This window comes from Streptomyces sp. ISL-43 (assembly GCF_018614195.1).
In the GTDB taxonomy this organism is placed as follows: Bacteria; Actinomycetota; Actinomycetes; order Streptomycetales; family Streptomycetaceae; genus Streptomyces.
Window position 1 is genome coordinate 36,665 of the sequence record NZ_JAGGOT010000009.1, and the last position, 24,330, is coordinate 60,994.

General features: G+C 71.6%; 21 protein-coding genes and 1 riboswitch. Of the genes, 7 read left to right on the plus strand and 14 right to left on the minus strand.

Annotation, left to right across the window (positions count from 1 at the left end; genetic code table 11):
- Nucleotides 1-102 precede the first annotated feature (102 nt).
- The 4 genes from J7F03_RS05380 to J7F03_RS05395 all read right to left on the minus strand — a co-directional run bounded on the left by J7F03_RS05380 (nt 103) and on the right by J7F03_RS05395 (nt 3,580).
- Nucleotides 103-978: a sugar phosphate isomerase/epimerase gene (locus J7F03_RS05380; protein ID WP_214947490.1), complete on the minus strand. Its 876-nt coding sequence runs from the start codon at nt 976-978 to the stop codon at nt 103-105.
- A gap of 9 nt (nt 979-987) precedes the next feature.
- A complete protein-coding gene (gene aroD / locus J7F03_RS05385) occupies nt 988-1,725 on the minus strand; it encodes a type I 3-dehydroquinate dehydratase (protein ID WP_214947491.1) in 738 nt (245 codons plus the stop codon).
- A 62-nt stretch (nt 1,726-1,787) separates the two neighbouring features.
- Nucleotides 1,788-2,741, minus strand: coding sequence for an ROK family protein (locus J7F03_RS05390; RefSeq protein WP_214947492.1), 954 nt, complete (start codon nt 2,739-2,741; stop codon nt 1,788-1,790).
- A complete protein-coding gene (locus tag J7F03_RS05395) occupies nt 2,738-3,580 on the minus strand; it encodes a hypothetical protein (RefSeq protein ID WP_214947493.1) in 843 nt (280 codons plus the stop codon). Before J7F03_RS05395 ends, J7F03_RS05390 begins: the two co-directional genes overlap by 4 nt.
- A 158-nt stretch (nt 3,581-3,738) precedes the next feature.
- Here J7F03_RS05395 and J7F03_RS05400 point away from each other — a divergent pair, with 158 nt between their 5' ends.
- The gene (locus J7F03_RS05400) at nt 3,739-3,960 is read left to right on the plus strand and encodes a hypothetical protein (RefSeq protein ID WP_214947494.1); all 222 of its coding nucleotides are present in this window, start codon (nt 3,739-3,741) and stop codon (nt 3,958-3,960) included.
- Nucleotides 3,961-4,007: 47 nt separating this feature from the next.
- Here J7F03_RS05400 and J7F03_RS05405 read toward each other — a convergent pair whose 3' ends face one another.
- Nucleotides 4,008-4,286 carry a hypothetical protein gene (locus J7F03_RS05405; protein WP_251071467.1) on the minus strand — a complete coding sequence of 93 codons (279 nt, stop codon included), beginning with the start codon at nt 4,284-4,286 and terminating at the stop codon, nt 4,008-4,010.
- A 30-nt stretch (nt 4,287-4,316) separates the two neighbouring features.
- Nucleotides 4,317-7,934, minus strand: a complete 3,618-nt coding sequence (cobN, locus tag J7F03_RS05410; RefSeq protein WP_214947495.1) for a cobaltochelatase subunit CobN — start codon at nt 7,932-7,934, stop codon at nt 4,317-4,319.
- A 32-nt stretch (nt 7,935-7,966) separates the two neighbouring features.
- Nucleotides 7,967-8,124: riboswitch (cobalamin riboswitch) on the minus strand.
- A 224-nt stretch (nt 8,125-8,348) separates the two neighbouring features.
- Here cobN and J7F03_RS05415 point away from each other — a divergent pair.
- The 3 genes from J7F03_RS05415 to J7F03_RS05425 are packed head-to-tail and all read left to right on the plus strand — an operon-like array spanning nt 8,349 to nt 11,700.
- Nucleotides 8,349-9,572, plus strand: a complete 1,224-nt coding sequence (locus tag J7F03_RS05415; protein WP_251071468.1) for a cobalamin biosynthesis protein CobG — start codon at nt 8,349-8,351, stop codon at nt 9,570-9,572.
- On the plus strand, nt 9,569-10,216 hold the full coding sequence (locus J7F03_RS05420; protein WP_214947497.1) for a precorrin-8X methylmutase: 648 nt from the start codon (nt 9,569-9,571) through the stop codon (nt 10,214-10,216). The genes J7F03_RS05415 and J7F03_RS05420 overlap by 4 nt, the downstream gene beginning before the upstream one ends.
- Nucleotides 10,213-11,700, plus strand: coding sequence for a precorrin-2 C(20)-methyltransferase (locus J7F03_RS05425; RefSeq protein ID WP_214947498.1), 1,488 nt, complete (start codon nt 10,213-10,215; stop codon nt 11,698-11,700). Before J7F03_RS05420 ends, J7F03_RS05425 begins: the two co-directional genes overlap by 4 nt.
- A gap of 287 nt (nt 11,701-11,987) precedes the next feature.
- Here the strand turns inward: J7F03_RS05425 and J7F03_RS05430 are convergent, their stop codons facing one another.
- From J7F03_RS05430 to cbiE, 6 genes are all read right to left on the minus strand, one after another.
- Nucleotides 11,988-12,758 carry a hypothetical protein gene (locus tag J7F03_RS05430; protein WP_214947499.1) on the minus strand — a complete coding sequence of 257 codons (771 nt, stop codon included), beginning with the start codon at nt 12,756-12,758 and terminating at the stop codon, nt 11,988-11,990.
- Nucleotides 12,742-13,971, minus strand: a complete 1,230-nt coding sequence (locus J7F03_RS05435; protein WP_214947500.1) for a hypothetical protein — start codon at nt 13,969-13,971, stop codon at nt 12,742-12,744. Before J7F03_RS05435 ends, J7F03_RS05430 begins: the two co-directional genes overlap by 17 nt.
- Before the next feature lie 41 nt (nt 13,972-14,012).
- Nucleotides 14,013-14,654: a DUF6461 domain-containing protein gene (locus tag J7F03_RS05440; protein WP_214947501.1), complete on the minus strand. Its 642-nt coding sequence runs from the start codon at nt 14,652-14,654 to the stop codon at nt 14,013-14,015.
- A gap of 116 nt (nt 14,655-14,770) precedes the next feature.
- A complete protein-coding gene (locus tag J7F03_RS05445) occupies nt 14,771-15,649 on the minus strand; it encodes a cobalt-precorrin-6A reductase (RefSeq protein ID WP_214947502.1) in 879 nt (292 codons plus the stop codon).
- Nucleotides 15,639-16,388 carry a precorrin-4 C(11)-methyltransferase gene (cobM, locus tag J7F03_RS05450; protein ID WP_214947503.1) on the minus strand — a complete coding sequence of 250 codons (750 nt, stop codon included), beginning with the start codon at nt 16,386-16,388 and terminating at the stop codon, nt 15,639-15,641. The genes J7F03_RS05445 and cobM overlap by 11 nt, the downstream gene beginning before the upstream one ends.
- Nucleotides 16,385-17,653: a precorrin-6y C5,15-methyltransferase (decarboxylating) subunit CbiE gene (gene cbiE, locus J7F03_RS05455; RefSeq protein ID WP_214947504.1), complete on the minus strand. Its 1,269-nt coding sequence runs from the start codon at nt 17,651-17,653 to the stop codon at nt 16,385-16,387. Before cbiE ends, cobM begins: the two co-directional genes overlap by 4 nt.
- A gap of 182 nt (nt 17,654-17,835) precedes the next feature.
- Between cbiE and J7F03_RS05460 the strand changes: the two genes are divergently transcribed.
- The gene (locus J7F03_RS05460) at nt 17,836-18,792 is read left to right on the plus strand and encodes an oxidoreductase (RefSeq protein WP_214947505.1); all 957 of its coding nucleotides are present in this window, start codon (nt 17,836-17,838) and stop codon (nt 18,790-18,792) included.
- A 68-nt stretch (nt 18,793-18,860) separates the two neighbouring features.
- Nucleotides 18,861-19,283: a hypothetical protein gene (locus J7F03_RS05465; protein ID WP_214947506.1), complete on the plus strand. Its 423-nt coding sequence runs from the start codon at nt 18,861-18,863 to the stop codon at nt 19,281-19,283.
- Between the two features lie 348 nt (nt 19,284-19,631).
- On the opposite strand, the gene J7F03_RS41915 is transcribed toward J7F03_RS05465, so the two are convergent.
- The gene (locus J7F03_RS41915; protein ID WP_214947507.1) at nt 19,632-20,627 is read right to left on the minus strand and encodes a serine protease; all 996 of its coding nucleotides are present in this window, start codon (nt 20,625-20,627) and stop codon (nt 19,632-19,634) included.
- 151 nt (nt 20,628-20,778) lie between these two features.
- On the opposite strand from J7F03_RS41915, the gene tsaD reads away from it, so the two are divergent.
- Nucleotides 20,779-21,834, plus strand: a complete 1,056-nt coding sequence (gene tsaD / locus J7F03_RS05475) for a tRNA (adenosine(37)-N6)-threonylcarbamoyltransferase complex transferase subunit TsaD (RefSeq protein ID WP_214947566.1) — start codon at nt 20,779-20,781, stop codon at nt 21,832-21,834.
- 68 nt (nt 21,835-21,902) lie between these two features.
- On the opposite strand, the gene J7F03_RS05480 is transcribed toward tsaD, so the two are convergent.
- Nucleotides 21,903-24,233, minus strand: coding sequence for an immune inhibitor A domain-containing protein (locus J7F03_RS05480; RefSeq protein ID WP_308379112.1), 2,331 nt, complete (start codon nt 24,231-24,233; stop codon nt 21,903-21,905).
- Nucleotides 24,234-24,330 lie beyond the last annotated feature (97 nt).

Genomic DNA, 24,330 nt, shown 5'->3' on the forward strand with positions numbered 1-24,330 from the left:
CAGGGGCGCGGTTCCCGGACGAAGGGAGCGGCCGGCAGGTTAAGGGGAAGGGCTGGGCCGGGCGGGGCTGGGCCGGGCGGGGCTGGGCCGGGGCGGGGAGGGTCAGTCCGCGCACACGGCCGGGTGCCCGGCCAGGACGGCGCGGGTGGCCGCGTACACGGCCTGGGCGGTGGCCTCGGCGCCCTGGGCGAGGAGGGCGTCGGACATCACCTCGGCGGAGACCCGGGTCCGGACGCCGTGTGCCTCCAGGAGTCCCAGCAGCCGCCGGGCGGCATCGGTCCGGCTGCCGGGGACCAGACGCAGGTGGAGCGACTCCTGCCGCATGTCCGGCAGGGGATCGGGTCCTACGTCGCACAGCTGGACGGTGAAGATCCGCGCGGCGGGGACGGGGGAGAGGTCCTCGGGCGCGGTCGCGCCGCGCACCCAGTGCCAGACGTCGAGGACCAGTCCGGCGTTGGGGCGCCCGGTGCGGCGCACCAGTTCCCAGGCCGTGGGCAGGTCGGGCACCGCGCCGAAGGGCATGTACTCCAGGGCGATCCGCAGTTCGCCGGCCCGCTCGCACAGGGCCGTGAACCGGTCGGCCATGACGTCCAGCGGCGTCGCGTCGAAGAGGCCGACGTTGATGTGGTCGGCCCCGAAGGTGCGGGCGATGTGGAACGCGGTGAGTTCCTTCGCGGAAGGTATCGCGCCGTCGCCGTCGCCGTCGCCGTCTCCTTCGCCGTCTCCTGCGCGGCCGTCGGCCCGGGGAGCCCAGTCGCTGAGGAACTCCACCTCGCCGAGGGTGAGCCCGTGCTCGTCGAGGAGGGCGCGCATGGCGTCGTCGTCGAGTCCGGACCGGCGGGCCTCCCCGTAGGCCTCGACGCTGAGGCCCACGGACTGGAAACCCGCGGCTGCCGCCGCCCGGATCCGTTCCCGGAAAGGGGCCGTCCCCAGGGTCAGCGAACTGATCGTCAGAGGGCAGGTAACGACAGTTCCCATGGTCAGTGCCTACATTTCAACGATTTTCCGCTGGTTGAAATCCGGGTAGAACTTGCGCAGCAGACCGAAGGTCTCGGAGAAGTCGAGCTGACCCGGTGCGGAGCTGGTCCCGAAGAAGGAGTAGGTGATCCGGGACCCGAGGGCGGGGAAGAAGACGCGCGAGACGGCGCCGGTCTCGCCCATGGCGATCACGATCAGCCGGGTGCCGTCCTCGCCGGCGCGCAGCAGCAGGGAGGCGAGGCGGCGCACGTCGCTTTCGGACGTCACCATGGCGGACACCTTGACGACATCGGCTCCGGCGGTCTTCGCGTCGTCGATGACGGCCTGGAGTTCCTCGGTGCTCGGGGTGAATTCGAAATTGTGGTAGGAGACGATCACCACGGTGTCGTTCCCGTGGGCGGCCGCGATGACCTCCGACAGGATTTCCCGGGAGGAGAGCTCGATGTCCACGGCGTCCACGCGGGGAGCGAGGGCGCGGAAGAGTTCGAGGCGCTCCTCCTCCGTGCCGGCCCATTCGCCGCCTTCGCGGGTGGAGCGCAGCGTGGCCAGAATCGGCAGGGCCTTGAACGCCTCGACCTGCGCCAGGACGTGGTCCGCCCCGGTGCGCGAAAACCTGTCGACGCGCAGCTCGGCCACGTCGACGCCGGCGGCCTTCGCCTCTTCCGCGCGCAGCGCGGCTTCGTCGTCGTCGAAGCTGACGGCCACCAGCGGAATCCCGCCGTCGAGGAGCGCCCGCATAGAGTTCATTTACTAGTCACAGCCTTTGCGATTCCTGGACATGTCCCGTGCTGCTCTGCTGCCCTGCTGCTTCACCGACGGGGTGCGAATTTCCATCCGCTTCCCTCGGCGGCCTGGATCGCCGCGCCGATGAGTGACGAGTCGGGGGCGGTCACCGCGTGCTGGATGACATCGGTCCCGAATTTCTCCCTGCACAGGGTTTCCGGGAAACCGTTCATGAATCTGCGAAGGTAGTCATTCGAACGGGCGATCAGTCCGGGTACTTGCGAGATACCCGATCCGACGCGAACCGTGGTGAACGGGGAGGAGTATACAAGGGTCGCGCAGGCCCGTGCAATGTATCTCGCCTGTAGGTCCCATGCCTCGTGATGGGCCGGAAGTTCGCACGCGGGTACCTGCCAACGGCCGAAAATCGCCCGCCCGGAGGCGAGGCCCTGGAAACAACTCCCGTGAAATCGGCAACTCCCCGGATAAGGGTCGTCGGTTTCCCGTGGCAGCGGCATGTGCCCGAGTTGCGGCGGCTCGACCGGGGAGGGGACCGGTGAGACGACCGGATGGACCGGGCGGGAAAAGGCCCCGCCGATTCCGGTTCCGATCGAGAGGTAGACGAATCCGGCCGAGGCGGGCGGACGTTCGCGTTCCTCCGCGGATGCGGCGGAATTGACGTCGAAATCGAAATGGACGGGCACTCGGAAGCGGTGGGAAAGCAGCGACGGAATGTTCACTCCGGACCACTGCGGCTCGGAACTTCCGACGATCGCGCCGAAGTCGGGCCGCAGCGGATCGGTCTCCAGTGGGCCGAAGACCGAGAGTCCGATGGAATCCACGGCGTGGCGCCGGAAGAGATCGGCGACACGCAATTCCAGCAGCTCCAGGGTTTCGGAGGCCGTGGTGACGGAAATGCGGTGGCGTTCGACTTCGACCGTAGGTTTCGACCGGGTGAAGACGCCCATGAGGAATTTCGTCTTCCCGGCGTCGATGGCCACGACGGCGGTGCCGTCCTCGTCCGGGTGGGGCTCCGTCACGTCCGGGGCGCCGGTACGGGTGCGGACGCGGATGCGGGTACGGGCGCCGGATGGACGGGGATCTGGCCGGGCTGCCTGCTCCAGTTCTCGAAGAGTTCGAAGAGGTGCTCGGTCCGGGAGTTCCGTCCGTAGTAGCGGTATTCCAGGGATTTGTCGGCCAGCCGCCCGGTCCGCAGGTCCCAGGACGGGAAGGTGACCAGCAGGTGGGAGCGGCCGATGGACAGGCCCAGGAGGAAGGGGAAGGCGGGATAGTGCCAGATCTCCAGGCCGGCCTTCCCCTCGCAGAGGGACTTCAGCCGGTCCACGGTCTCGGCCTCCTCCCGCTCCCAGTGCGCGGGGTACCGGCTGCCGTCGGTCAGGGAGAAGTCGATCGTCCGCATCACGATGTTCAGCTTGTCCGGGTTCTGCTGGACGAGGTCCCTGAGCAGCGCGGTCGTGAAGGTGCCGCCGGTGAAGGCGAGGATCTCGATGTCGATGGGGCCGCGCTGCGAGGGTTCCTTCGCGACGATCTCGCGAATGAAGTCGACGGTGCCGCTGACGTCGTCGGGGAACTTGATGCCCGCCTCGGTCGCCCCGATGCTGTTCTGCACCACGCGCGCGAGCCGGTCCTCGTTGCGCTGGCCGATGGGGCCGAGTACGAGGTACAGCGCCGGGAAGACGACGAGCGCCGTGATGATGTTGGGCAGGCAGGCCCTGATGAACTCGATGCCGGTGCCCGCTCGTTCCGGAGGCGGAAGCAGGAAGTAGATGACGGTCAGAGCGGCCAGCGTGACGACCGCGAGCACCAGCTTCAGCCATTCGACCGCCGATTCGTTCCCCTGGTCCTGCTGCCCCCGCATTGCCCGTCCCCGTTTCGCGCGTCCCCGTGTCCCCCTGCGGTCCGCAAGCCTATCCAGCCGTCACGCGCCGCGGGAGGGTGTCGTAGCGCGGGATGTTTGTCTAATTGTTCTAGATTTGCCCCATCGGTACAGATTTCGGCGTTCCGGGAGGGACACTCATGGCGATCGAACTCGACAAGGTGCTGGACAAGGCGTGGGTCGACAAGCCGCTCTCGGAGGTGCTCGCGGCTCCGGTCGCCGCGCTCAAGGGCGTCACCGACAAGGACGGTGAACTGCTGCTGGAGGCCTTCGGCGTGAAGACCGTCGCGGACTTCGGCCAACTGAAGTACGCGCGCTGGGCGCACGCCCTGGTCGCGCTGAACCAGACCGTCAAGCACTAGGCCGGCCCCCTGCCGTCCGGCCGGGCCTCCCGGCTACCCGGCGGGCCTCAGGTCGCCACCGGGATGCGCCGCGCGCCAGGCCGCGATGGACAGGTCCAGTCGTCGCCCGTCAGGGCGGTGAGGGAGGCGCGGAAGAGGCCGTCCTCCTCGCCCTTCCAGTGGGCGAGGAGGACGGCCGTCATGTCCGATACGAGGGCGCGCGCCTTCGGGAGGTCTCCGGAGTCCAGGGCGCGCAGGGCGTCGCCCGCCGCGTCCGTCACCGCCTCGTGCTCGGCGATGAACCCTTTGATCAGAGGGATCTCACGGCAGCCGCAGTAATGGCACATGCGGCCCAGTCTGATCCAGCCCCGGAACGGTTACTCGCTTTCGGCCTCGAGGTTGCCCTCCGTGTCCAGGTACACCTGGCGCAGCGCCTCCAGGACCTGCGGGTCCGGCTTCTCCCACATGCCGCGGGACTCGGCCTCCAGCAGCCGCTCCGCGATCCCGTGCAGGGCCCAGGGGTTGGCCTCCTCCAGGAAGGCGCGGTTCTCCGGGTCCAGGACGTACGTCTCGGTCAGCTTGTCGTACATCCAGTCGGCCACCACACCCGTCGTGGCGTCGTAGCCGAAGAGGTAGTCGACCGTCGCCGCCAGCTCGAAGGCCCCCTTGTAACCGTGGCGGCGCATCGCCTCGATCCACTTCGGGTTCACGACGCGGGCGCGGAAGACGCGGGACGTCTCCTCCACCAGCGTGCGCGTCTTGACCGTCTCGGGGCGGGTCGAGTCGCCGATGTACGCCTCGGGGGCCGTGCCGCGCAGCGCGCGGACGGTGGCCACCATGCCGCCGTGGTACTGGAAGTAGTCGTCGGAGTCGGCGATGTCGTGCTCGCGGGTGTCCGTGTTCTTCGCGGCGACCGTGATCCGCTTGTAGGCGGTCTCCATCTCGTCGCGCGCCGGGCGCCCTTCGAGGCCGCGGCCGTACGCGTACCCGCCCCACACCGTGTAGACCTCCGCGAGGTCGGCGTCGGTGCGCCAGTCGCGGGAGTCGATCAGCTGCAGGATGCCCGCGCCGTACGTGCCCGGGCGCGAGCCGAAGATACGGGTCGTCGCGCGCCGCTCGTCACCGTGCACGGCCAGGTCCGCCTGCGCGTGGGCCCGTACGAAGTTGTCCTCGGCGGGCTCCTCCAGCGAGGCCGCCAGCCGTACCGCGTCGTCCAGCAGGCCGATGACGTGCGGGAACGCGTCGCGGAAGAAGCCCGAGATGCGCAGGGTCACATCGATGCGCGGGCGGCCGAGCTCGGCGAGCGGGATCGGCTCCAGGCCGGTCACCCGGCGCGAGGCCTCGTCCCAGACGGGGCGGACGCCCAGCAGCGCCATGGCCTCGGCCACGTCGTCGCCGGAGGTGCGCATCGCGCTCGTGCCCCACAGGGACAGGCCGACGGAGGCGGGCCATTCGCCGTTGTCCGTGCGGTAGCGGGTCAGGAGCGAGTCGGCCAGGGCCTGGCCGGTCTCCCACGCCAGGCGGGAGGGGACGGCCTTCGGGTCGACCGAGTAGAAGTTCCGGCCGGTCGGCAGCACGTTGACCAGGCCGCGCAGCGGGGACCCGGAGGGGCCCGCCGGGACGAAGCAGCCGTCCAGGGCGCTGACGACGTGGGCGATCTCGTCGGTGGTGCCGGCCAGGCGCGGGACGACCTCGCGGGCCGCGAAGTCCAGTACGGCCGCCACGTCCGCGGAGTATCCGGCAGCCGCGGAAGCCACCGCTTCCGGGGCCCAGTTCGCGTCCTCCATCGCCTGGACCAGCGCGCGGGCTGTTTCCTCCGCCTCGTCGGCGGTGGTGCGGGTGGCCGCGGACTCGTCGAGGCCGAGCGCCTCGCGCAGACCCGGGAGCGCCGTCGTGCCGCCCCAGATCTGGCGGGCGCGCAGGATGGCGAGGACCAGGTTGACGCGGGCCGCGCCGGTCGGGGCGCCGCCCAGGACGTGCAGACCGTCGCGGATCTGGGCGTCCTTGACCTCGCACAGCCAGCCGTCGACGTGCAGCAGGAAGTCGTCGAAGCCGTCGTCGTCCGGGCGCTCCGCCAGGCCCAGGTCGTGGTCGAGCTTCGCGGCCTGGATCAGCGTCCAGATCTGGGCGCGGATGGCCGGCAGCTTGGCCGGGTCCATCGCGGAGATCTGGGCGTACTCGTCGAGGTGCTGCTCCAGGCGCGCGATGTCGCCGTACGACTCCGCGCGCGCCATCGGCGGCACCAGGTGGTCGACCAGGGTGGCGTGCACGCGGCGCTTGGCCTGGGTGCCCTCGCCCGGGTCGTTGACCAGGAACGGGTAGATGAGGGGCAGGTCGCCGAGCGCGGCGTCGGGGGCGCAGGCCGCCGACAGGCCGGCGTTCTTGCCCGGCAGCCACTCCAGGTTGCCGTGCTTGCCCAGGTGGATCATCGCGTCGGCACCGAAACCGCCGTCCTCGGCGCGGGCCTGGATCCAGCGGTACGCGGCCAGGTAGTGGTGCGAGGGCGGCAGGTCCGGGTCGTGGTAGATCGCGATCGGGTTCTCGCCGAAGCCGCGCGGCGGCTGGATGAGGATGAGCAGGTTCCCGCGGCGCAGGGCCGCGAGCACGATGTCGCCCTCGGGGTTGGCGGAGCGGTCCACGAACATGTTGCCCGGGGCCTCGCCCCAGTGCTGCTCGACGCTTTCGCGCAGCTCGGCCGGGAGCTCGGCGAACCAGCGCTTGTAGTCGGCCGCCGGGATCCGGACCGGGTTGCGGGCCAGCTGCTCCTCGGTCAGCCAGTCCTGGTCGTGGCCGCCGGCCTCGATCAGGGCGCGGATCAGCTCGTCGCCGTCGCCGGACACCAGGCCCGGGACGTCCTCGACGGGACCGAAGTCGTAGCCGCCCGCGATGAGCGTGCGCAGCAGCTCGACGGCGCTGGCCGGGGTGTCGAGACCGACCGCGTTGCCGATGCGGGAGTGCTTGGTGGGGTACGCGGAGAGGACGAGCGCGATCTTCTTGTCGCGGCGCTCGATGTGCCGCAGCCGGGCGTGGCGCACGGCGATGCCGGCCACGCGGGCGGCCCGCTCGGGGTCGGCGACGTAGGCGGGCAGCCCGTCCTCGTCCAGCTCCTTGAAGGAGAACGGGACCGTGATCAGCCGGCCGTCGAACTCCGGGACGGCGACCTGGGTGGCGGCGTCGAGGGGGGACAGGCCCTCGTCGTTCTCCTCCCAGGCGCTGCGCGAACCGGTCAGGCACAGGGCCTGCAGGATCGGCACGCCGAGGCCGGCCAGCGCACCCGCGTCCCAGGACTCGTCGTCGCCGCCCGCCGAGGCGGTCGCGGGCTTGGTGCCGCCGGCCGCGAGGACGGTGGTGACGATCGCGTCGGCCGACTCCAGCGCGGCGATCAGCCCCGGCTCCGGGCTGCGCAGCGAGGAGACGTAGAGGGGGATCGGCTGGGCGCCGTGGGCCTCGATGGCCTCGCAGAGCGAGTGCACGAAGCCGGTGTTGCCGCTCATCTGGTGCGCGCGGTAGTAGAGCACCGCGATCCGGGGGCCCTCGGTCCGCTGCGCGGTGCGCTCCAGCGGGCCCCACGTGGGAGAGGCCGCCGGGGGCTCGAAACCGTGGCCGGTCAGCAGGACGGTGTCGGAGAGGAAGCGCGCCAGCTGGTCCAGGTTGGCCGGGCCGCCGTGGGCGAGGTAGCCGTGCGCCTCGGCCGCGATGCCGATCGGGACCGTCGAGGCCTCCATCAGCTGGGCGTCGGGGGCCTGTTCGCCGGTCAGGACGACGACCGGACGGGTCTGGGAGGGGGCGAGGAGCAGGTCCAGGCCCTCCTGCCAGGCGCGCAGACCGCCGAGGAGGCGTACGACGACCAGGTCGACGCCGTCGAGGAGACCGGGGAGGTCGTCGAGGGGAAGGCGGGACGGGTTCGCGAACCGGTACGGGACGGGGCCGTCCGCCGTGTTCGCGGCGCGAGCGCTGAGCAGATCGGTGTCGGACGTCGACAGCAGCAGGATCATGCGGCGGCAGGCCTTCCTCGGGGTTTCCGCGCCCCGGGCAGTGAGGACAGCGGGAGTTCCTGACTCATCCGGTGGCCGTGGGCTCGCGGATTCACAGTGGCGGGACCGCGCCGGATTCACACCGGGCTTCCTCCCATGTCGCCGTCCTCGGCGATGGCGGGCCTGTTGGCCGCCGAGGACTCATCTTAGGGGCCGCTGGGTGCGGGCAGGCGGGCGGGTGCGGCCCCGTTGCCGGGGCTCTGCCCCGGACCCCGCGCCTCAAAGGCCGGCGGGGCCGGACGAGGCGGGGCCGGGAGATGGCACTGGCGGGGCCGGGAGATGGCACTGGCGGGGCCGGGTGCCGCTGGTTGTGGCCGGTTCGGGGTGGTGATCGACACAGGGGACGGGCACAGAATCGTGGGTATGCTCGCCGCCATGCCCACGCCCCCTTCCGCCGCAGTGCGGGACGAACCCGTCATACGGGATCGCGGCGACGCCTGCCCGGGCGCGCTGCGGCTGCACGCGGCGGACGACGGGTTCCTCGCGCGGGTACGGATCCCGGGTGGGCTGCTCAGCGCCGCGCAGGCCGCCGCGCTGGCGGAGGCCGCCGACCGCTTCGGTGACGGGCACCTGGAACTCACCTCGCGCGGGAACGTCCAACTGCGCGCTCTGACCGACGGGTGCGGGAGCGGACTCGCGGAGCTGCTGGACGCGGCCGGGCTGCTGCCCGCGCCCTCGCACGAGCGGATCCGCAACATCGTCGCCAGCCCGCTGGCGGATCCCGCTCCGGTGCGCGCCCTGGACGAGGCGCTCTGCGCCGACCCGAAGGCCGCCGCCCTGTCCGGCCGGTTCCTGTTCGCCGTCGACGACGGGCGCGGGGACGTGGCCGCCCTCGACCCCGACGTGACCCTGCTCGCGCAGCCCGGCGGCCGGGTGCTCGTCCGGCTCGGCGCCGCGCCGGACGCCGTGGAGGTGGCAGCCGCCGAAGCCGCGCCGGCCGCGCTTCAGGCGGCCCACCACTTCCTCGACGCCGCGGCCGCCGCCGGCACCCGGGCCTGGCGGATCGCCGAACTGCCCGCCGGACACGCCTTGGACACCGAGGAGTTCACCGCCAGGCTGATCGGGCGGGGCATCCGCGCACGGTACGTACCCGACGCGCCCCGGCCGTACGCGGACCCGCCCGCGCCCGGGGTGCACGCGGACGCGCTCTGCGTACTGGTCCCCCTCGGCCGGCTGAGCACCGACCAGTGGCGGGAACTGCGCGGCGAGCTGCGGATCACGCCGTGGCGCAGCATCCTCGTCACCGACACCGCCGCCCGCCCCGTCGGGCTCGTCACCGTGCCCGACGGCCCCTGGGAGTCCGTCACCGCCTGCACGGGCCGGCCCGGCTGCGCCAAGTCCCTGGCCGACGTACGCGCCGACGCGCGAGCCGTCGCCGAGCGGGCGCGGGGGCCGCTGCCCGTCCACTGGTCCGGGTGCGAACGCCGCTGCGGACATCCGCGCGGCACCGCCTGGGTGGACGTGGTGGCCACGGACGACGGCTACCGGATCGACGGCGGGTCCGTACCCGTACCGGCCCACGACCTTGCCGCGGCCCTCGCCGCAGCGCGCAACTCCACCCATGTCCCCCAGGTTTCAGAAGACGCAGTGAAGAAATGAGCGAGTACACCGTGTTCGAGTACGAGAAGGACGGCGCCGAGATCTACCGCCAGTCCTTTGCCACGATCCGCGCCGAGGCGGACCTCTCCGGGCTGCCCGCCTCGGTGGCCCAGGTCGCGGTGCGCATGATTCACGCCTGCGGGATGACCGACCTGACGCACGACCTGGGTTACACGCCCGAGGTCGTGCTGCGGGCGCGCGCCGCCCTGGAGGCCGGCGCGCCGATCCTGTGCGACGTGCAGATGGTCGCCAGCGGGGTCACCCGCAAGCGGCTGCCCGCCGACAACGAGGTGATCTGCACGCTCTCCGACCCGGCCGTGCCGGAGCTCGCCGCGAAGATGGGCACGACGCGCAGCGCCGCCGCCCTCGAAGTCTGGCGCGACCGGGGGCTGTTGGAGGGTTCGGTGATCGCCGTCGGGAACGCGCCGACCGCGCTCTTCCGGCTGCTGGAGATGATCGAGGAGGGCGCGCCGCGCCCCGCCGCCGTCATCGGGGTCCCCGTCGGCTTCATCGGCGCCGCCGAGTCCAAGGACGCCCTCGCCGAACACCCCTCGGGGCTCGACCACTTGATCGTCCGGGGCCGGCGCGGCGGCAGCGCCATGGCCGCGGCCGCCGTCAACGCCATCGCGAGCGTGGCCGAATGAGCACGGGCAAGCTGTACGGAGTCGGGCTCGGGCCCGGCGACCCCTCCCTGATGACGCTGCGCGCCGTCGAGGTGATCGGGGCGGCGGACGTCGTCGCCTACCACTCCGCCCGCCACGGCCGCTCGATCGCCCGCTCGATCGCCGCGAAGCACCTGCGCGCCGACCACGTCGAGGAGCCGCTGGTCTACCCGGTCACCACCGAGACCACCGACCACCCCGGTGGCTACCAGGGCGCGATGGAGGAGTTCTACGAGGCCTCCGCCGCACGGCTCGCCGTCCACCTGGACGCCGGCCGCACCGTGGCCGTGCTCGCGGAGGGCGACCCGCTCTTCTACGGCTCGTACATGCACATGCACAAGCGGCTCGCGGACCGCTACGAGGCCGAGGTGATCCCCGGAGTGACCTCGGTGAGCGCCGCCGCGGCCCGGCTCGGCACCCCGCTCGTGGAGGGCGAGGAGGTGCTGACCATCCTGCCCGGCACCCTGTCCGAGGAGGAGCTCACCGCGCGCCTCGCCGCCACCGACTCGGCGGTCGTGATGAAGCTCGGCCGCACCTTCCCGACCGTGCGGCGGGCGATGGAGAACAGCGGGCGGCTCGCCGAGGCGCGGTACGTGGAGCGCGCGACGATGGCGGGCGAGCGGACCGGCCTCCTCGCCGACACCGACCCCGAGACCGTGCCCTACTTCGCCGTCGCCGTGGTGCCCAGCCGGATCGGCAACCCGGGCAGCGTGCCGTCCGGACCGGGCGAGGTCGCCGTCGTCGGCACCGGCCCGGCCGGGCCGCTGTGGCTGACCGCCGAGACCCGGCGGGTGCTGGCCGACGCCGAGGTGCTGGTCGGGTACACGACGTACCTGGACCGGGTCCCGGTGAAGCCGGGCCAGATCCGGCACGGCTCCGACAACAAGGTCGAGTCCGAGCGCGCCGAGTTCGCGCTCGACCTCGCCCGGCGCGGCAAGCGGGTGGCCGTGGTCTCCGGCGGCGACCCGGGGGTCTTCGCCATGGCCACCGCCGTCCTGGAGGTCGCCGGGCAGGCGGAGTACAAGGACGTGCCGGTACGGGTGCTGCCCGGGGTGACGGCCGCCAACGCGGCGGCCGCCGCGGCCGGTGCGCCGCTCGGCCACGACTACGCCACGATCTCGCTCTCCGACCGGCTCAAGCCGTGGGAGGTCATCGCGGAGCGGCTGCGCGCGGCCGCCGCCGCCGACCTCGTGCTCGCCCTGTACAACCCCGGCTCGCGGAGCCGGACGTGGCAGGTGGCGCAGGCCCGGGAGCTGCTGCTGGAGCTGCGCGCGCCCGAGACCCCGGTGGTCGTCGCGCGCGACGTGGGCGGCCCGCAGCAGTCGGTCCGCATCGTCACGCTGGCCGAACTGGAGCCGTCCGAAGTGGACATGAGGACGATCCTGCTGATCGGCTCCTCGCAGACGCAGGTCACCGAGCGGCCCGACGGGTCGAGGGTGACATGGACGCCGCGCCGCTACCCGTGACCGATAGCAAGCGCTGAGACGAGGCCCGGGACGGTTCGCCGGACGCTGTCGGTCAATTCGGGCCCGTGCGTGACGTCGGTCCTCAAGACCTGGTTGTGGTCTTGGGGACCGACGTTGTCGTTCGGGGAGGGTGTCGACGTCGTTGCAGCCGAAGGCGTCGGGGGAGATCCCGGTGGAGACGGTACGGGTGGCGCGGGCCGCGTTCCCGAAGGGGAGTCCGGCGATCCGGGTCCGGGACCCCGCTCACGGTCATCACGACCGCGACGAACGTCAACGAGCCCTCAAGGTCAGATGGGCGGCATCAGATCGCTCTCGCTGATGGTGTACGTCAGCAGGGGGTAGATGAAGTCCGTTTCAGTGTTCTCACGGCGCCGTAGTCGGTAAAACTCGCGCCTCTGCTCATCGTCGGCCGACATGAGGCGCTCACCCTGCGGGAGGTATGCATGTCCGTCGCGAAACCGAACGAAGGTCTTTGACGTTCGAAACGTTACACCCAACCATTGGTTGTCCGCCGTCTGGACAGGCGTGTCCAATACGATTTTGTGCCTGAGTCGCCGATTCGAGTCGACAGAAAACGCGACGATACTGTTGTGGGCGAGGGGGATCTCGAATTTCTCGCCACCGGACCCCTTTGATTCGAAGATCAGCTTCCTCGGCGGGCTCGCTTCGGGATGCTGATAGCAGGAGAAGACGGCGATGAACGACTCGTTGGCCAGATCGAGGGCTTGGTCGGAATGGCTGCCCATGGTTGTGTAAGCGTTCGTGTAGCTCTCGATGAGAGCGTTGTTGAAGCCGACCGAAAGCGCCGCACGTTCTTGAATCTGTTGCGCCAGCCGTTCGTGCACCGCCCGGAAACTCTGCGTCGGGCTGCTGTATCGAGTGGTAGTACGTACGAGAGGCACACCACCCGCCTCGTCGATCTTGGTAAGCGCGGCGCCTCGCCGGCCTTTTCCTACGTCTTCCAAACGAGCCGACGCGGACAGCTCCGCGAAGAGATTCTCCTCGGTTGGCAAAGCGCACGAGAGGATCTCATCCGAGATCCTAGACCCGAGGGGCAACGTAGTCTCCCGTGTTCATGCTGAAGAGAAATTCGTCGCCGTAATCAATGAAGGACGAGGTCCTGTTCTCCTCGGCGTACAGCCTGCGCAGCTCGTCCATGCCGGCCGGTGTGGGTGGCCCCAGCTCCACCAAATCTCCGGCCACTTTGAGGAACGTGTCACCGTTCTTGTGAACGGCTTCGGCGCTCGAACAGCGCACCACGTATCCCAGTCGGGTCGGGAGCAACTCGGCGTCCAACGTTGAGGGCCGGATTTCGTGCGTATACAGGCGGTTGGTGGACAGCGGCATGAAGAACACGGAGCCGGGGTAGAGAGTCAGGGTGAACTGCGGGGGGAGCGCGACCCCGTCGCGTTCTTCGGTCGGCTCCTTGAGGCGAAAGTGGAGTTTGGTCAGCCCGCTGGCACCCTTCACGCCATAGTCGAAGGCGTCTTCGGCCAGGGGCTGCAGCTTGTCGGGCCGGTCATAGAAGGTGCAGAAGGCCATGATGCCATTGACGGGCATGTCCTTGGTCTTGTCGGCATGGGCCGAGATCTTGGCCTTGGACTGCTTGCGCTCGGCCGTGGCAAGGGTGTTGTGGTAGATCTGAGCGAGGACGTGATTGAGCGGCGCCTGGTTCCGGAAGACGGCGGCGGCCTCGCGGTTCAGAGCCTCGACGATGCGCGTATCGGTCGGGCGAAAGCTCTCGGTCGGCCCCGAGAGATTCGTGGAGCACCGGAGCAGGCGGAAATGTAGTTCGTCACCGTTCCGTGTGACGGGCGTCAGATAGATTCCGCTGCGATGGGCTGTTCCAGGCTTGGTGGACTCCGTCAGGGACTGGAACGCGTGCTCCGCACGGATCCGTCCGAAGTGATCGGCGCCGAGTCCGAAAAAGCGGCGGTAGTACACGCCGACGCCGTGTACCCGGATGGGAACTCGGCCGGCGTCGACGAGGGTCCAAGGTTTGTCGACGTCCTCGCGGTAACCGTGTGATAGCTCCCGGATAACGAATACCCGGGCAGCCGCGTGCAGTTGGCGGCCACTGATCCCGGATATATCGCCACACAGGTAGACAGTCTTCTGCGCGAGGTTGGGCGAACCGGAAGCAAGGTCCTCTGGCGTGATTATGGACCCGAAGAAGTCCCTGATCAAGTCATTATCTTGCAACATCGAAGGCGCAACCAAGGTGTTGCTCGCATCCTCGATGCAGGCTTCTGTCAGCTCTGTTGTGTCCATCAAACGGTACCTGTCATTCGGGCTCGACAGTGGGCAACGGGTTAATATCCTCCATGGACTCGGATCGCAGGCAGCAGATCGGCATCAACTTCCTGCGGTACCGCGCACCGAAGTTCCTGCTGAATCTTCCGTAGCGCACTCTCGTAGGCAAAGGCAGGATCTCCACTGTCGATGGCCGACCTGTAGCCCGTGAGAGATTCAAGAATTTCAGGCCGCGCCCCATAATCGCGGTCAGGGAAAAGGGGATCGAAAGAGGATAGAACTTCCCCGTCCTCTGCGTATGAAATCCATGCAGCCATTGCCTCACTCAACTGCACGCACAGGGCGGCCGTACCGCGAGAGGCTGCCTCAAGGAGCCCTGGGCCCGCGAGATACGGCCCCTCGGGTTCCACCACGAAAGACCAGTTTCCGTGAGTTCCAGCACGCAATAGCGGGCCGTCATTTACCAGAATCCCAGCACGCTCAAGGTCTTCCATGTCTGCCTCGGGGACGGCCCCGTCTTCGGCGTCTTCATCTTCACCAAGCATCCGAATGGCTTCCGCCGCCATCCGGCTCAGCGAGATTGGCTGGATGCCCTCGCGTGAAACTCTGGACAAAAGTTCGACTGCGGAAACATTTCTTGCAAAAATAACGCAATAGCCGGTGTCGTACAGCTGCGAATTCGGGAGGAGCTTTGCCGTCACTTCATACCTCCATACGTCACCACGATCGCACGACGGGCCAGCCTGCCAGGTGGAGGCCCGAATTGACCAACAGCGTCCGGTTCGCTGCCCCGGGTCTTTCGCGTCGCGCGGGCCCGCTACCGCAGCGGCGGCAGGGTCACCGTCGGGATCGACGGGTCCTTCGGGTCGAACGGGGTGGGCGTCCGTTCCGCCGGCCGGGAGGTTTCGGCGGCCGGGGGCGCGTCCCGGGGCGAGTCCAGCCAGTGCAGCGCTTCGGGGACCGAGGCCGCCTGGGGCACGCCCGCCGGGATCGGGGGGCGGCGGACGACGAGCACCGGGATGCCGGCCTCACGGGCGGCGGTGAACTTGGGGGCGGTGGCGGAGCCGCCGCTGTCCTTGGTCACCAGGACGTCGATGCGGTGCCGTGCGAGCAGCTCCCGCTCGGCTTCGAGACCGAACGGGCCCCGGTCCAGCAGCACTTCGAGGCGCGGCGGCGCCGGGGCGGCCGGAGGGTCCACCGAACGCACCAGGAACCAGGGCTCGGTGAGGTGCGCGAAGCTGTGCAGGCCCATCCGGCCGGTGGTCAGGAAGACGCGGGAGCCGAGGCCCGGCAGCAGGGCGGCCGCCTCGGCGAGGGAGTCCGCGAAATGCCAGTCGTCCCCCGGGTCCGGGGCCCAGCCGGGGCGGCGCAGCGCCAGCAGCGGGACGCCCGAAAGGGCCGCCGCCTCGGCCGCGTTGAAGCTCATCCGCTCCGCGAAGGGGTGCGTGGCGTCGACCAGGTGCGTGACCCTGTGGGCGGTGACCCACTCCGCGAGCCCGGCCGAGCCGCCGAAGCCGCCGATCCGGGTCTCGCCCGGCGGGAGCACCGGGGAGGCGACCCGGCCGGCCAGCGACGTGGTCACCCGGTACGGGGCGCCGTCCTCGGCGGCCAGCGCCTGCGCCAGGCGGCGGGCCTCCGTGGTGCCGCCGAGGATCAGGACGTGCGGGCGGCCGGGGCCACCGGGATCAGCAGGCATGCCGGTCGCGCTCGGCGGAGTACAGGTGGCTGTCGCGGAACTGCTCGGCGCCCAGGGTGCGGCCCACCAGGATGACCGCGGTGCGGACCAGTCCGGCCTCCTTCACCTGCCCGGCGATGTCGCCCAGCGTCCCGCGCAGGATCAGCTCGTCGGGGCGGCTGGCCATCGCGACCACCGCCGCCGGGCACTGGGCCCCGTAGTGCGGCAGCAGCTCGTCCACGACCCGGTCGACGTAGCGGGTGGCCAGGTGCAGCACCAGCAGCGCCCCGCTGCGGCCCAGGGTGGCGAGGTCCTCGCCGGGCGGCATGGGCGTGGCCTGCTGGGAGACCCGGGTCAGGATCACGGTCTGGCCGACGGTGGGGACGGTGAGTTCCCGCTTCAGCGCGGCGGCCGCGGCGGCGAAGGCGGGGACACCGGGGACCACCTCGTACGGGATGCCGGCCGCGTCGAGCCGCCGCATCTGCTCCGCGACGGCGCTGAAGACGGACGGGTCGCCGGAGTGCAGCCGCGCCACGTCCTGGCCGGCCGCGTGCGCCCGTACGCACTCGGCGATGATCTCGTCCAGGTTCAGCTGCGCGGTGTCGATCAGCCGGGCGTCCGGCGGGCATTCGGCGAGCAGCTCGCGCGGGACCAGGCTGCCGGCGTACAGGCAGACGGGGGCGGCGGCCAGCCTGCGGGCGCCGCGCACCGTGATCAGGTCGGCGGCGCCGGGGCCCGCACCGATGAAGTACACGGTCATATCGTCTGATCCACCATTTCGGGGTAGGGCTTGGTAACCGACCACTGGGTGACGGGCATCGCTTGGCGCCAGCCCGTGAAGCCGCCGACCGGCACGGCGTGCGCCACGGCCAGTTTCACCAGTTCGCCGCCGTGGCGCCGGTAGCGCTCGGTGAGGACGGCCTCCGACTCCAGGGTGACCGTGTTGACCACGAGCCGGCCGCCGGGGGCCAGCGCCTCCCAGGCCGCGTCGAGCAGGCCCGGCGCGGTCAGGCCGCCGCCGATGAACACCGCGTCGGGTGCGGGCAGTCCGGCGAGCGCCTCGGGCGCGGCGCCGGTGACCACGCGCAGGCCGGGCACGCCGAGTGCCGCCGCGTTACGGGTGATCCGCGCGGCCCGCTCGGTCACCCGCTCCACGGTCACGGCGCGGCAGGAGGGGTGCGTGCGCATCCACTCGATGCCGATGGAGCCGGAGCCGCCGCCGATGTCCCACAGCAGTTCGCCGGGGGCGGGGGCGAGCGCGCAGAGGGTGGCGGCGCGGACGTGGCGTTTGGTGAGCTGGCCGTCGTGCTCGTAGGCGGCGTCGGGCAGGCCGGGGGTCGCGCCGAGCCGGGGGGCCTCGGCGGCGGGGTCGCGACGGCAGTCGACGGCGACCACGTTGAGGGGGTCGCCGGGCGCGTGGTCCCAGCTCCGGGCGAGGCCCTCGTACGCGTCCTCGTGCTCGGAGCCGAGCTGTTCCAGGACGCGCATCCGGCTGGGGCCGAAGCCCCGCTCTCGAAGCAGAGCGGCGATCTCGTTCGGGGTCACTGCTCCGGCGCTCAGGACCAGCACCCGCCGGCCCTCGTACAACGCGGCCGCGAGCCGGGCCACCGGGCGGCCGACGACGGTGACGACCTCGGTGTCCTCCACCGGCCAGCCGAGGCGCGCGCAGGCGTACGACACGGAGGAGGGGTGCGGCAGGACGTGCAGGGCGCCCGGGCCGAGCTCCTCGGACAGCGCGCGGCCGATCCCGTAGAACATCGGGTCGCCGCTGGCCAGCACCGCGATCCGGCGGCCCGCGTGCTCCGCCGTCAGCTTGGGCACGGCCGGGCGCAGCGGACTCGGCCACGCCACCCTGACCCCGCCGCACTCCTCGCGCGGGAGCAGGTCCAGCTGGCGGGGCCCGCCGATCAGCACCTCGGCCCCGGCCAGCGCGGCCCGCGCGGAAGCGGTCAGCCCGCCCCAGCCGTCGGCGCCGAGGCCGACGACCGACACGGGTACGGGGGGCGGTGGCGGTGCGGAGCTCACTGCGCGGAACCTCGGGGGTACGGGAAGGGGGTGGACCCGCAGCCTACTGGGCCCGGGCCCGCTCCCCGGGGCCAGGGTGACGAGGATTACCAGGCCGGAGGCGGCGGCGAGTGGCCGGGAGTAGGGTGCCGGGAGGCCGCCGGGGCCGCCCCGGGCGGACCCGGCCGACGTGAGGAGCTGTCATGCCGGGCTGGAAGGCCGCGCACATACCCGACCAGAGCGGCCGCACGGCCGTCGTCACCGGGGCCAACAGCGGGATCGGCTATTTCGCCGCGCGCGAGCTGGCCCGGCGCGGGGCCACGGTCGTGCTGGCCTGCCGCAGCGCGGCCCGGGGGCGGGCGGCCGAGGTCGGGCTGCGCGCCGAAGTGCCCGGCGCGGACGTGCGGTTCATGCCGCTGGACCTCGCCGACCTGGCCACCGTCCGGGAGTTCGCGCGGGAGTTCGGGCAGCGGCACGGCAGCCTCGACCTCCTCGTCAACAACGCCGGGGTGATGGCCCTGCCGTACGGGCGGACCGCCGACGGGTTCGAGACGCAGTTCGGGGTCAACCACCTCGGCCACTTCGCCCTCACCGGGCTGCTCCTGCCCGGCCTGCTCGCCGCCGGATCCGGGGCCCGGATCGTGAACCTCTCCAGCGGCTTCCACGCGCTGGGGGACGTGGACCACGAGGATCTGAACGGCGAGCGCCGGTACCGGCGTTGGATCGCCTACGGCCGCTCCAAGACCGCCAACCTGCTCTTCACCCACGAGCTCGCCCGACGGCTCGCGGCCGCCGGTTCCGGGATCGTCACGGCCGCCGCCCATCCCGGCTACTCCGCCACCAACCTGCACGTCGGGGCGACCCCGCAGGCGGGCACCACACTCACCTCGCGGATCGCGGTCGCCGCCAACCACCTCGGCAACGCCGTGGGCAACACCGTCATCGCGCAGTCCGCCGCCTCCGGCGCCCTGCCCGCGCTGTACGCGGCCACCGCGCCCGGGATCCGGCCGGACGAGTTCATCGGCCCGCGGCTCGGCTGGCGCGGGGCGCCCGCCCGCTCCTGGCGCGCGAAATGGACCTTGGACGACACGTCCGGCGAACGGCTCTGGGCCGCCTCCGAAAAGCTCACGGGAGTCTCGTACACGTCCCTATCGCGCTGAATGCCCGGGGGCCAACTTGCCACTCGCCAGTCACTTCAGGCTGTCGGGCCGCATCCCCTGGGAGAGCCATGCGCAGAGCCGCCCTGCCCGTGCCCCTGCTGTTCCCGCTGCTCATCGCCACGGTCGCCGCGCTCGTCGCGGCCGTCCTCACCGCCCCGCCCGCGCGGGCCGCCGCGAGCGCGGAGCGGCGTACGCCGGTCGTCCTCGTCCACGGCTACGGGGACACCGCGGCCTCCCTCGACGGGCTCGAGGACTTCCTGCACGCGCAGGGCCGGCTGTCGAGGACCTCGCCGCGTTCGGCTACGACTGGGCCGCGACCGGGTCCGCGTGGACCGGGCGGAGTTGACCTACTTCGACGACGGCACGACCCGGCCCGCGCTGTACGGGGACATCGTGGTCCGGACCGGCGACGGTACGCGCAGCGCCGTGTGGTCGCGCTCCTCGTCGGACCCGTACGAGCGATTTCCACGGGGACGACGGCGGGCACGTGAAGGTCACCTGGACCGTCCTGTGCCCCTGATCGGGCCCCAGACCGGCCCCCGCCGGGCCCCCGCCCAGGTCGAACGGCCGTGTGGGCGCCCCGGTATGAGCCCGTCCGCCCCCGTCGAGCCTCAGGGCGCCCCGTCCGGGCCCTGACCCGGGCGCCCGGTCCGCAGCAGACTCGGCGGAATGGACGACGACGCTACGGACAACCACCCACACCGACTCCGAGCCCGGGGACCCACGCGGTGGTCCTCGGAGCGGGGACGGCCGGGCTGCCGGCCGTCCCGGAGACCGCCGACTGCCCGGCCCACCACGGGCAGCCGAAGGGATGGCCCGCCTCCGGCAGGCGGCTGGGCCTAACCGCTGACGGCGCGCTCGTAGAGCTCGCGGGTGCTGCCGTCGAAGGAGGAGCTGTAGGAGGTCTCGTCGTCGCCGCCTCCGTCCCGGCCGCCGATCACCCCGATCAGGGCGTCCCCGTCGGTCAGCACCGGCCCGCCGCTGGTGCCGTTGGGTACGTCCGGGCAGTCCAGCCGCAGTTGCGCGGGCCCGGCGGCCACGGCCCGGGTCAGGCAGGCCAGAGGCCGTTCGGAGGTGTTCGGGTAGCCCACCAGGCGGGCGGGCACCGGGAGTTCGGTGCCGAAGCGGAGCGTCCAGGCGGCGCCGGTGACGTCCTCCAGCCGCTCCCCGGGGTGGCCCGGGCGGCGCACGCGCACGAAGGCCACGTCGTGATCGGGATCGCGGCCGGCGGTCCAGCGGGGATCCACGTGGATCCGGGTCGGGACCCAGACCCCGTAGGGGAACGCGCCGTCGTGGTAGCCGGGGGCGAAGACGAGGTTGGTGCGGAAGCCGATCGTGTGGACGCAGTGGGCGGCGGTGACGATGAGGTCACCGCCGGGGGAGTGGACCACGCCGGCCGAGCAGTGGTGGCCGGGGTCGCCGTCGGCGCCGGGGGAGAACAGCGCGCCGACGGCCGGCTCGGCGGGGACGGGTCCGGCGGTCGGGGGGCCGGAGGGCTCGGAGCGTACGGAGAGCTCCGAGTGACCTGAGGAGTCGGGGGAGATGGGGGAGTCGGGGGACCCGGGGGGCCCGGGGGACCCGGCGGGCAGCGGTTCGGCGGCGCCCCCCTTGCCGGAGTCCTCGCCGCCGGCGACGCCGTCCAGCAGCTCGACCACCGCGCTGTCGGCGCTCCGGGGGTCCTGGACGTAGCGGCCCCGGCCGGGATCCCCCTCCGCGACGTACCCGGCCAGGCCGCGCAGCCCCCACACGTACCCGGCGCCCCCGAGGAGCAGGGCGCAGCAGATCCCGGACAGCGCGAAGCCCCGTACGGCCCTCCCGCGAACCTTGGTGAACATGTGGCACTCCCGCCCCGACGAAGTACTCCTGCGATCGGTCCATGATCGCTGAGATGCGGTGCGTGGTGGGCGGGCGGGCGCGTGCAGGCCGGTACCCTTATTGCGAATAGTTCGCAATAAGGGTGAGGGTGAGGGTGTGACGGGGTCTCCGGTGGTGCTCGGGATCGAGTCTTCGTGCGACGAGACCGGGGCGGGCATCGTGCGGGACGGGCGGCTGCTCGCGCACGTCGTCGCCTCCAGCATGGACGAGCACGCCCGCTTCGGTGGCGTCGTCCCCGAGATCGCGGCCCGCGCCCACCTGCACTCCTTCAACCCCGTGGTCCGCCAGGCCCTCGACCAGGCGGGGCTGCGCGCCGACCAGCTCGACGCGATCGCCGTCACCACCGGTCCCGGCCTCTCCGGCGCCCTCCAGGTCGGCCTGGCCGGCGCCAAGACCCTCGCCTACGCGCTCGGCCTGCCGCTCTACGGCGTCCACCACCTGGCCGGCCACGTCGCCGCCGACACCCTGGAGCACGGGCCGCTGCCCGAGCCCTGCGTGGTGCTGATCGTCTCCGGCGGCCACACCTCGCTGCTCCTCGTACGCGACCTCGTGCGCGAGCCGATCCTGCACCTCGGCGACACCCTCGACGACGCCGCGGGCGAGTGCTTCGACAAGGTCGCCCGCGTCCTCGGCCTGCCCTACCCGGGCGGCCCGGCCATCGACCGCGCCGCCCGCGGAGGCGACCCCAAGGCCGTCGCCTTCCCCCGTCCGCTGACCGGCGGGCCGCGCTCGGGGGACCCGTACGCGTACTCCTTCTCCTTCTCGGGGCTCAAGACGGCCGCCGCCCGCTGGGCCGAGAGCCACCGGCTGCGGGGCGAGGAGCCGCCGGTCGCCGACGGCGCGGCCTCGCTCCAGGAGGCGGTGGCCGACGTGCTCACCCGCAAGGCGGTCGCGGCCTGCGGGGAGTACGGGGTACGGACCCTGGTGGTGGTCGGCGGAGTGGCCGCCAACTCCCGGGTCCGCGAGCTGGCGGAGCGGCGCTGCGCCTCCGCCGGGATCGAGCTGCGAGTGCCGCCGATGACGCTCTGCACCGACAACGGGGCGATGATCGCCGCCATCGGCGACCTGCTGGTGCGGGCGGGCGTGGAGCCGGCCCCGCACCAGCTGACCATCGACCCGTCCGCACCACTGGAGTACGCCTCGCTCAACCCGCCGGCCCTGGTCTGACCGGTGCGGGCCGGCGGTTGCCGGCGGTTGCCGGACCCCGCAGGACCGGGGCCGCCGGCGGCCTGTGACTACCGCGAGGGGCTCACCTGCACCGTCGTCACCGCCCCGCCCGAGGCCTCCTTCACGACCGCGATCCGGGTCCCGGTGTCCGGCACCTTGACCCCGAGCTGCGGCAGCCGCGCGTCCCAGTAGGACCCGTGGCGGTCGTCGAAGACCGGTACGCCCGGCCGCGCCGGGATCACCGTCGGCGCGCCCGCCTTGTGCAGGACGATCCTGTCGCTCTTCCCGAGCGAGAAGGTGGCGTCGAAGGTCTGCGCGCGGGCGTTCAGCAGCGTGCCGTCCGCGAACGTCAGCGGCTCCGGCCGGGCGTCGACGGGCAGTAGCATGCCCTCTCCCGGGTGCGACTTGGTGACGTTGTCGCTGTGCGCCGTGTTCCAGAGCCAGATCAACGCGCCCTGCTGGTACGGGAAGAACTCCACCTTGTCGCCCGTGAAGCCGAAGTTGTACGGCCCCGTCTTCAGCATGCTGCCGTAGCCGGTGTAGCGCCGGTTCTCCACGAAGTACGCGCGCGGGTGCTGCTCGCTGCCCGTACGGCCCTCCGTGCGCGACCACTTGACGGCCGTCCAGCCGTTCGCGCCCTGCTCCGCCCCGTCGCGCAGCAGCTCACGCCCGTCGGCCGCCGTGACGCGGATGTCGTCGAAGGTGACGCCCTTGCCGTGAGTGTTGCTGTCGGAGGTGACGCGCAGCCTCAACTGCACGCTCTGCCCGGCGAACCGGTCCAGCGCGACGGACAGCCGCGCCCAGCCGGCCGAGGTGCCGGTGATCCCCTTCGCCCCGATCGGCGCGGAGTCCACCGTGCCGGTCAGCGCCGTCCATGCGGCCCCGCCGTCCGTGGAGGCCTCCACCGTCAGGTAGTCGAAGTCCTGCTCGATGTCGTACCAGACCCGGGCGTCGAGCCGGGCGGCCGTCCCGGACCCGGTGCCCGTCAAGTCGACCGTGCGGGACAGGGTGTTGTCCATGAAGTCGCCGGTGCCGCTCCACCACTGGCTGCCGCCCTCGTACGGGTCGGTCAGTTCGGTCTTGGTCAGCGAGGGCGGCAGATGCACCAACAGTGCCTGTGGGTCCTCGGTGTTGTACCCCGAGACGCCGAGCGTCGCGCGCGTGGTGCGGCCCGCGTCCGCCTCCGTGTACTGGAGCCAGCCCAGCTGCAGCTTGCTCCACGGGTCGAGGTCCCCCGGGAACTCGCCGGTGGAGTTGCGGCCCTTGCCCAGGTAGGAGGCGGAGGACATCAGCGACCAGAAGTTGACGCTGTTGTCCCCGTCCGAGCTGTACAGGTCCGGCAGGCCGAGATCATGCCCGAACTCGTGCGAGAAGAGCCCGGCGCCACTGTTCTCGCCGCCGGTCAGGTAGTCGCCGGCCCAGATACCGGTGTCGCCGACCGGTGTGCCGCCCGCCTTGTTGCCCTCGGGGCCCGCGCTGCCGGCCTGGTTCCAATAGGCGAACCAGCGGTGGGCCCACACGGCGTCCTTGCCCTGCGGGCCGCCGCCCCAGGTCCCGTCCTTGCCCGCGTGGACGACGACGAGGTGGTCGAGGTAGCCGTCCGGCTCGTCGAAGTTCCCGTCGTGGTCGGCGTCGTAGCGGTCCCACACGTCGTACTCGGCGAGCTGTGCCTTGATCTGTTCGGGCGTACGGCCCTTTCCGAGCTCGGAGTCGTACCAGGCGGCCGTGGCGTCCCGGATCATGTCCCAGTTGGTCCGGCACTGGCCGGCCTCGGAGCAGTGGTCGGTCCCGTAACGGGCTTCGTTCCAGGGGAGTTTGACCCAGTCGCTCACCGTGCCGTCCATGTCGTAGCGGCCGGAGGACTGGAGCCGGTAGTAGGCGCGCATGGATGCCGACTGCGGATCGGTGGAGAAGAACTGCTTCTGATAGAAGGACCGGTCGAAGTCTTTGCGCCACAGGGTGTGGTTGTCGTCCTTGGCCGGCTTGGCGATGGTGTTGTGCAGCGGGCCTGGGGTGCCGCCGAAGCGCGGCTTGCCCTCGAACTCGGTGGTGTTGTCCACCTGGTCGCCGAACTCGGCGAGGATCACGAAGACCTTGTCCTTGCGCTCCTGGGCCAGCTCGACGTACCGCTTCCCGACCTTCGCCTGGCGCGGGAGCGTGCCGTCCGCCTCGGCCCGCAGGCCGGCGGCGCGGCCGCCGCCCGCGCCGGCCGCGATGTCTTCGAGTGCTTGGCGGCGCAGGGCCTGGCGCTGTAGTTCCAGCGGGGCGAGCGGCGGGGCGGCGGCCTGTTCGGCCTGCTGCTGTCCGGCCGGGGGAGGGGAAGGGGGCGCGGTGGAGGCGAGTGCGGAGCCGGCGAGTGCCGGGGCGGCGAGGAGGGCGAGGGATATCGCCGCTCCCACCGCAGCGAGTCTGCGCAAGGTGGCTGGCCTTTCCGGGAGTTCGGATCGAAGCGCGAGTAATATTTCACATGTGACAGGTGATTGATAGGTGTCGGTG

Excerpts from the sequence above, each read along its gene's own strand:
- J7F03_RS05400 (WP_214947494.1), top strand. The coding sequence starts at position 3,739 with ATGGCGATCGAACTCGACAAGGTGCTGGACAAGGCGTGGGTCGACAAG.
- cobM (WP_214947503.1), bottom strand. The coding sequence starts at position 16,388 with ATGACCGTGTACTTCATCGGTGCGGGCCCCGGCGCCGCCGACCTGATC.
- J7F03_RS05445 (WP_214947502.1), bottom strand. The coding sequence starts at position 15,649 with ATGCCTGCTGATCCCGGTGGCCCCGGCCGCCCGCACGTCCTGATCCTC.
- cobN (WP_214947495.1), bottom strand. The coding sequence starts at position 7,934 with ATGATCCTGCTGCTGTCGACGTCCGACACCGATCTGCTCAGCGCTCGC.
- J7F03_RS05405 (WP_251071467.1), bottom strand. The coding sequence starts at position 4,286 with ATGTGCCATTACTGCGGCTGCCGTGAGATCCCTCTGATCAAAGGGTTC.
- J7F03_RS05415 (WP_251071468.1), top strand. The coding sequence starts at position 8,349 with ATGCCCACGCCCCCTTCCGCCGCAGTGCGGGACGAACCCGTCATACGG.
- J7F03_RS05425 (WP_214947498.1), top strand. The coding sequence starts at position 10,213 with ATGAGCACGGGCAAGCTGTACGGAGTCGGGCTCGGGCCCGGCGACCCC.
- aroD (WP_214947491.1), bottom strand. The coding sequence starts at position 1,725 with ATGAACTCTATGCGGGCGCTCCTCGACGGCGGGATTCCGCTGGTGGCC.
- J7F03_RS05460 (WP_214947505.1), top strand. The coding sequence starts at position 17,836 with ATGCCGGGCTGGAAGGCCGCGCACATACCCGACCAGAGCGGCCGCACG.
- J7F03_RS41915 (WP_214947507.1), bottom strand. The coding sequence starts at position 20,627 with ATGTTCACCAAGGTTCGCGGGAGGGCCGTACGGGGCTTCGCGCTGTCC.
- J7F03_RS05380 (WP_214947490.1), bottom strand. The coding sequence starts at position 978 with ATGGGAACTGTCGTTACCTGCCCTCTGACGATCAGTTCGCTGACCCTG.
- J7F03_RS05395 (WP_214947493.1), bottom strand. The coding sequence starts at position 3,580 with ATGCGGGGGCAGCAGGACCAGGGGAACGAATCGGCGGTCGAATGGCTG.
- J7F03_RS05435 (WP_214947500.1), bottom strand. The coding sequence starts at position 13,971 with ATGGACACAACAGAGCTGACAGAAGCCTGCATCGAGGATGCGAGCAAC.
- J7F03_RS05420 (WP_214947497.1), top strand. The coding sequence starts at position 9,569 with ATGAGCGAGTACACCGTGTTCGAGTACGAGAAGGACGGCGCCGAGATC.
- J7F03_RS05465 (WP_214947506.1), top strand. The coding sequence starts at position 18,861 with ATGCGCAGAGCCGCCCTGCCCGTGCCCCTGCTGTTCCCGCTGCTCATC.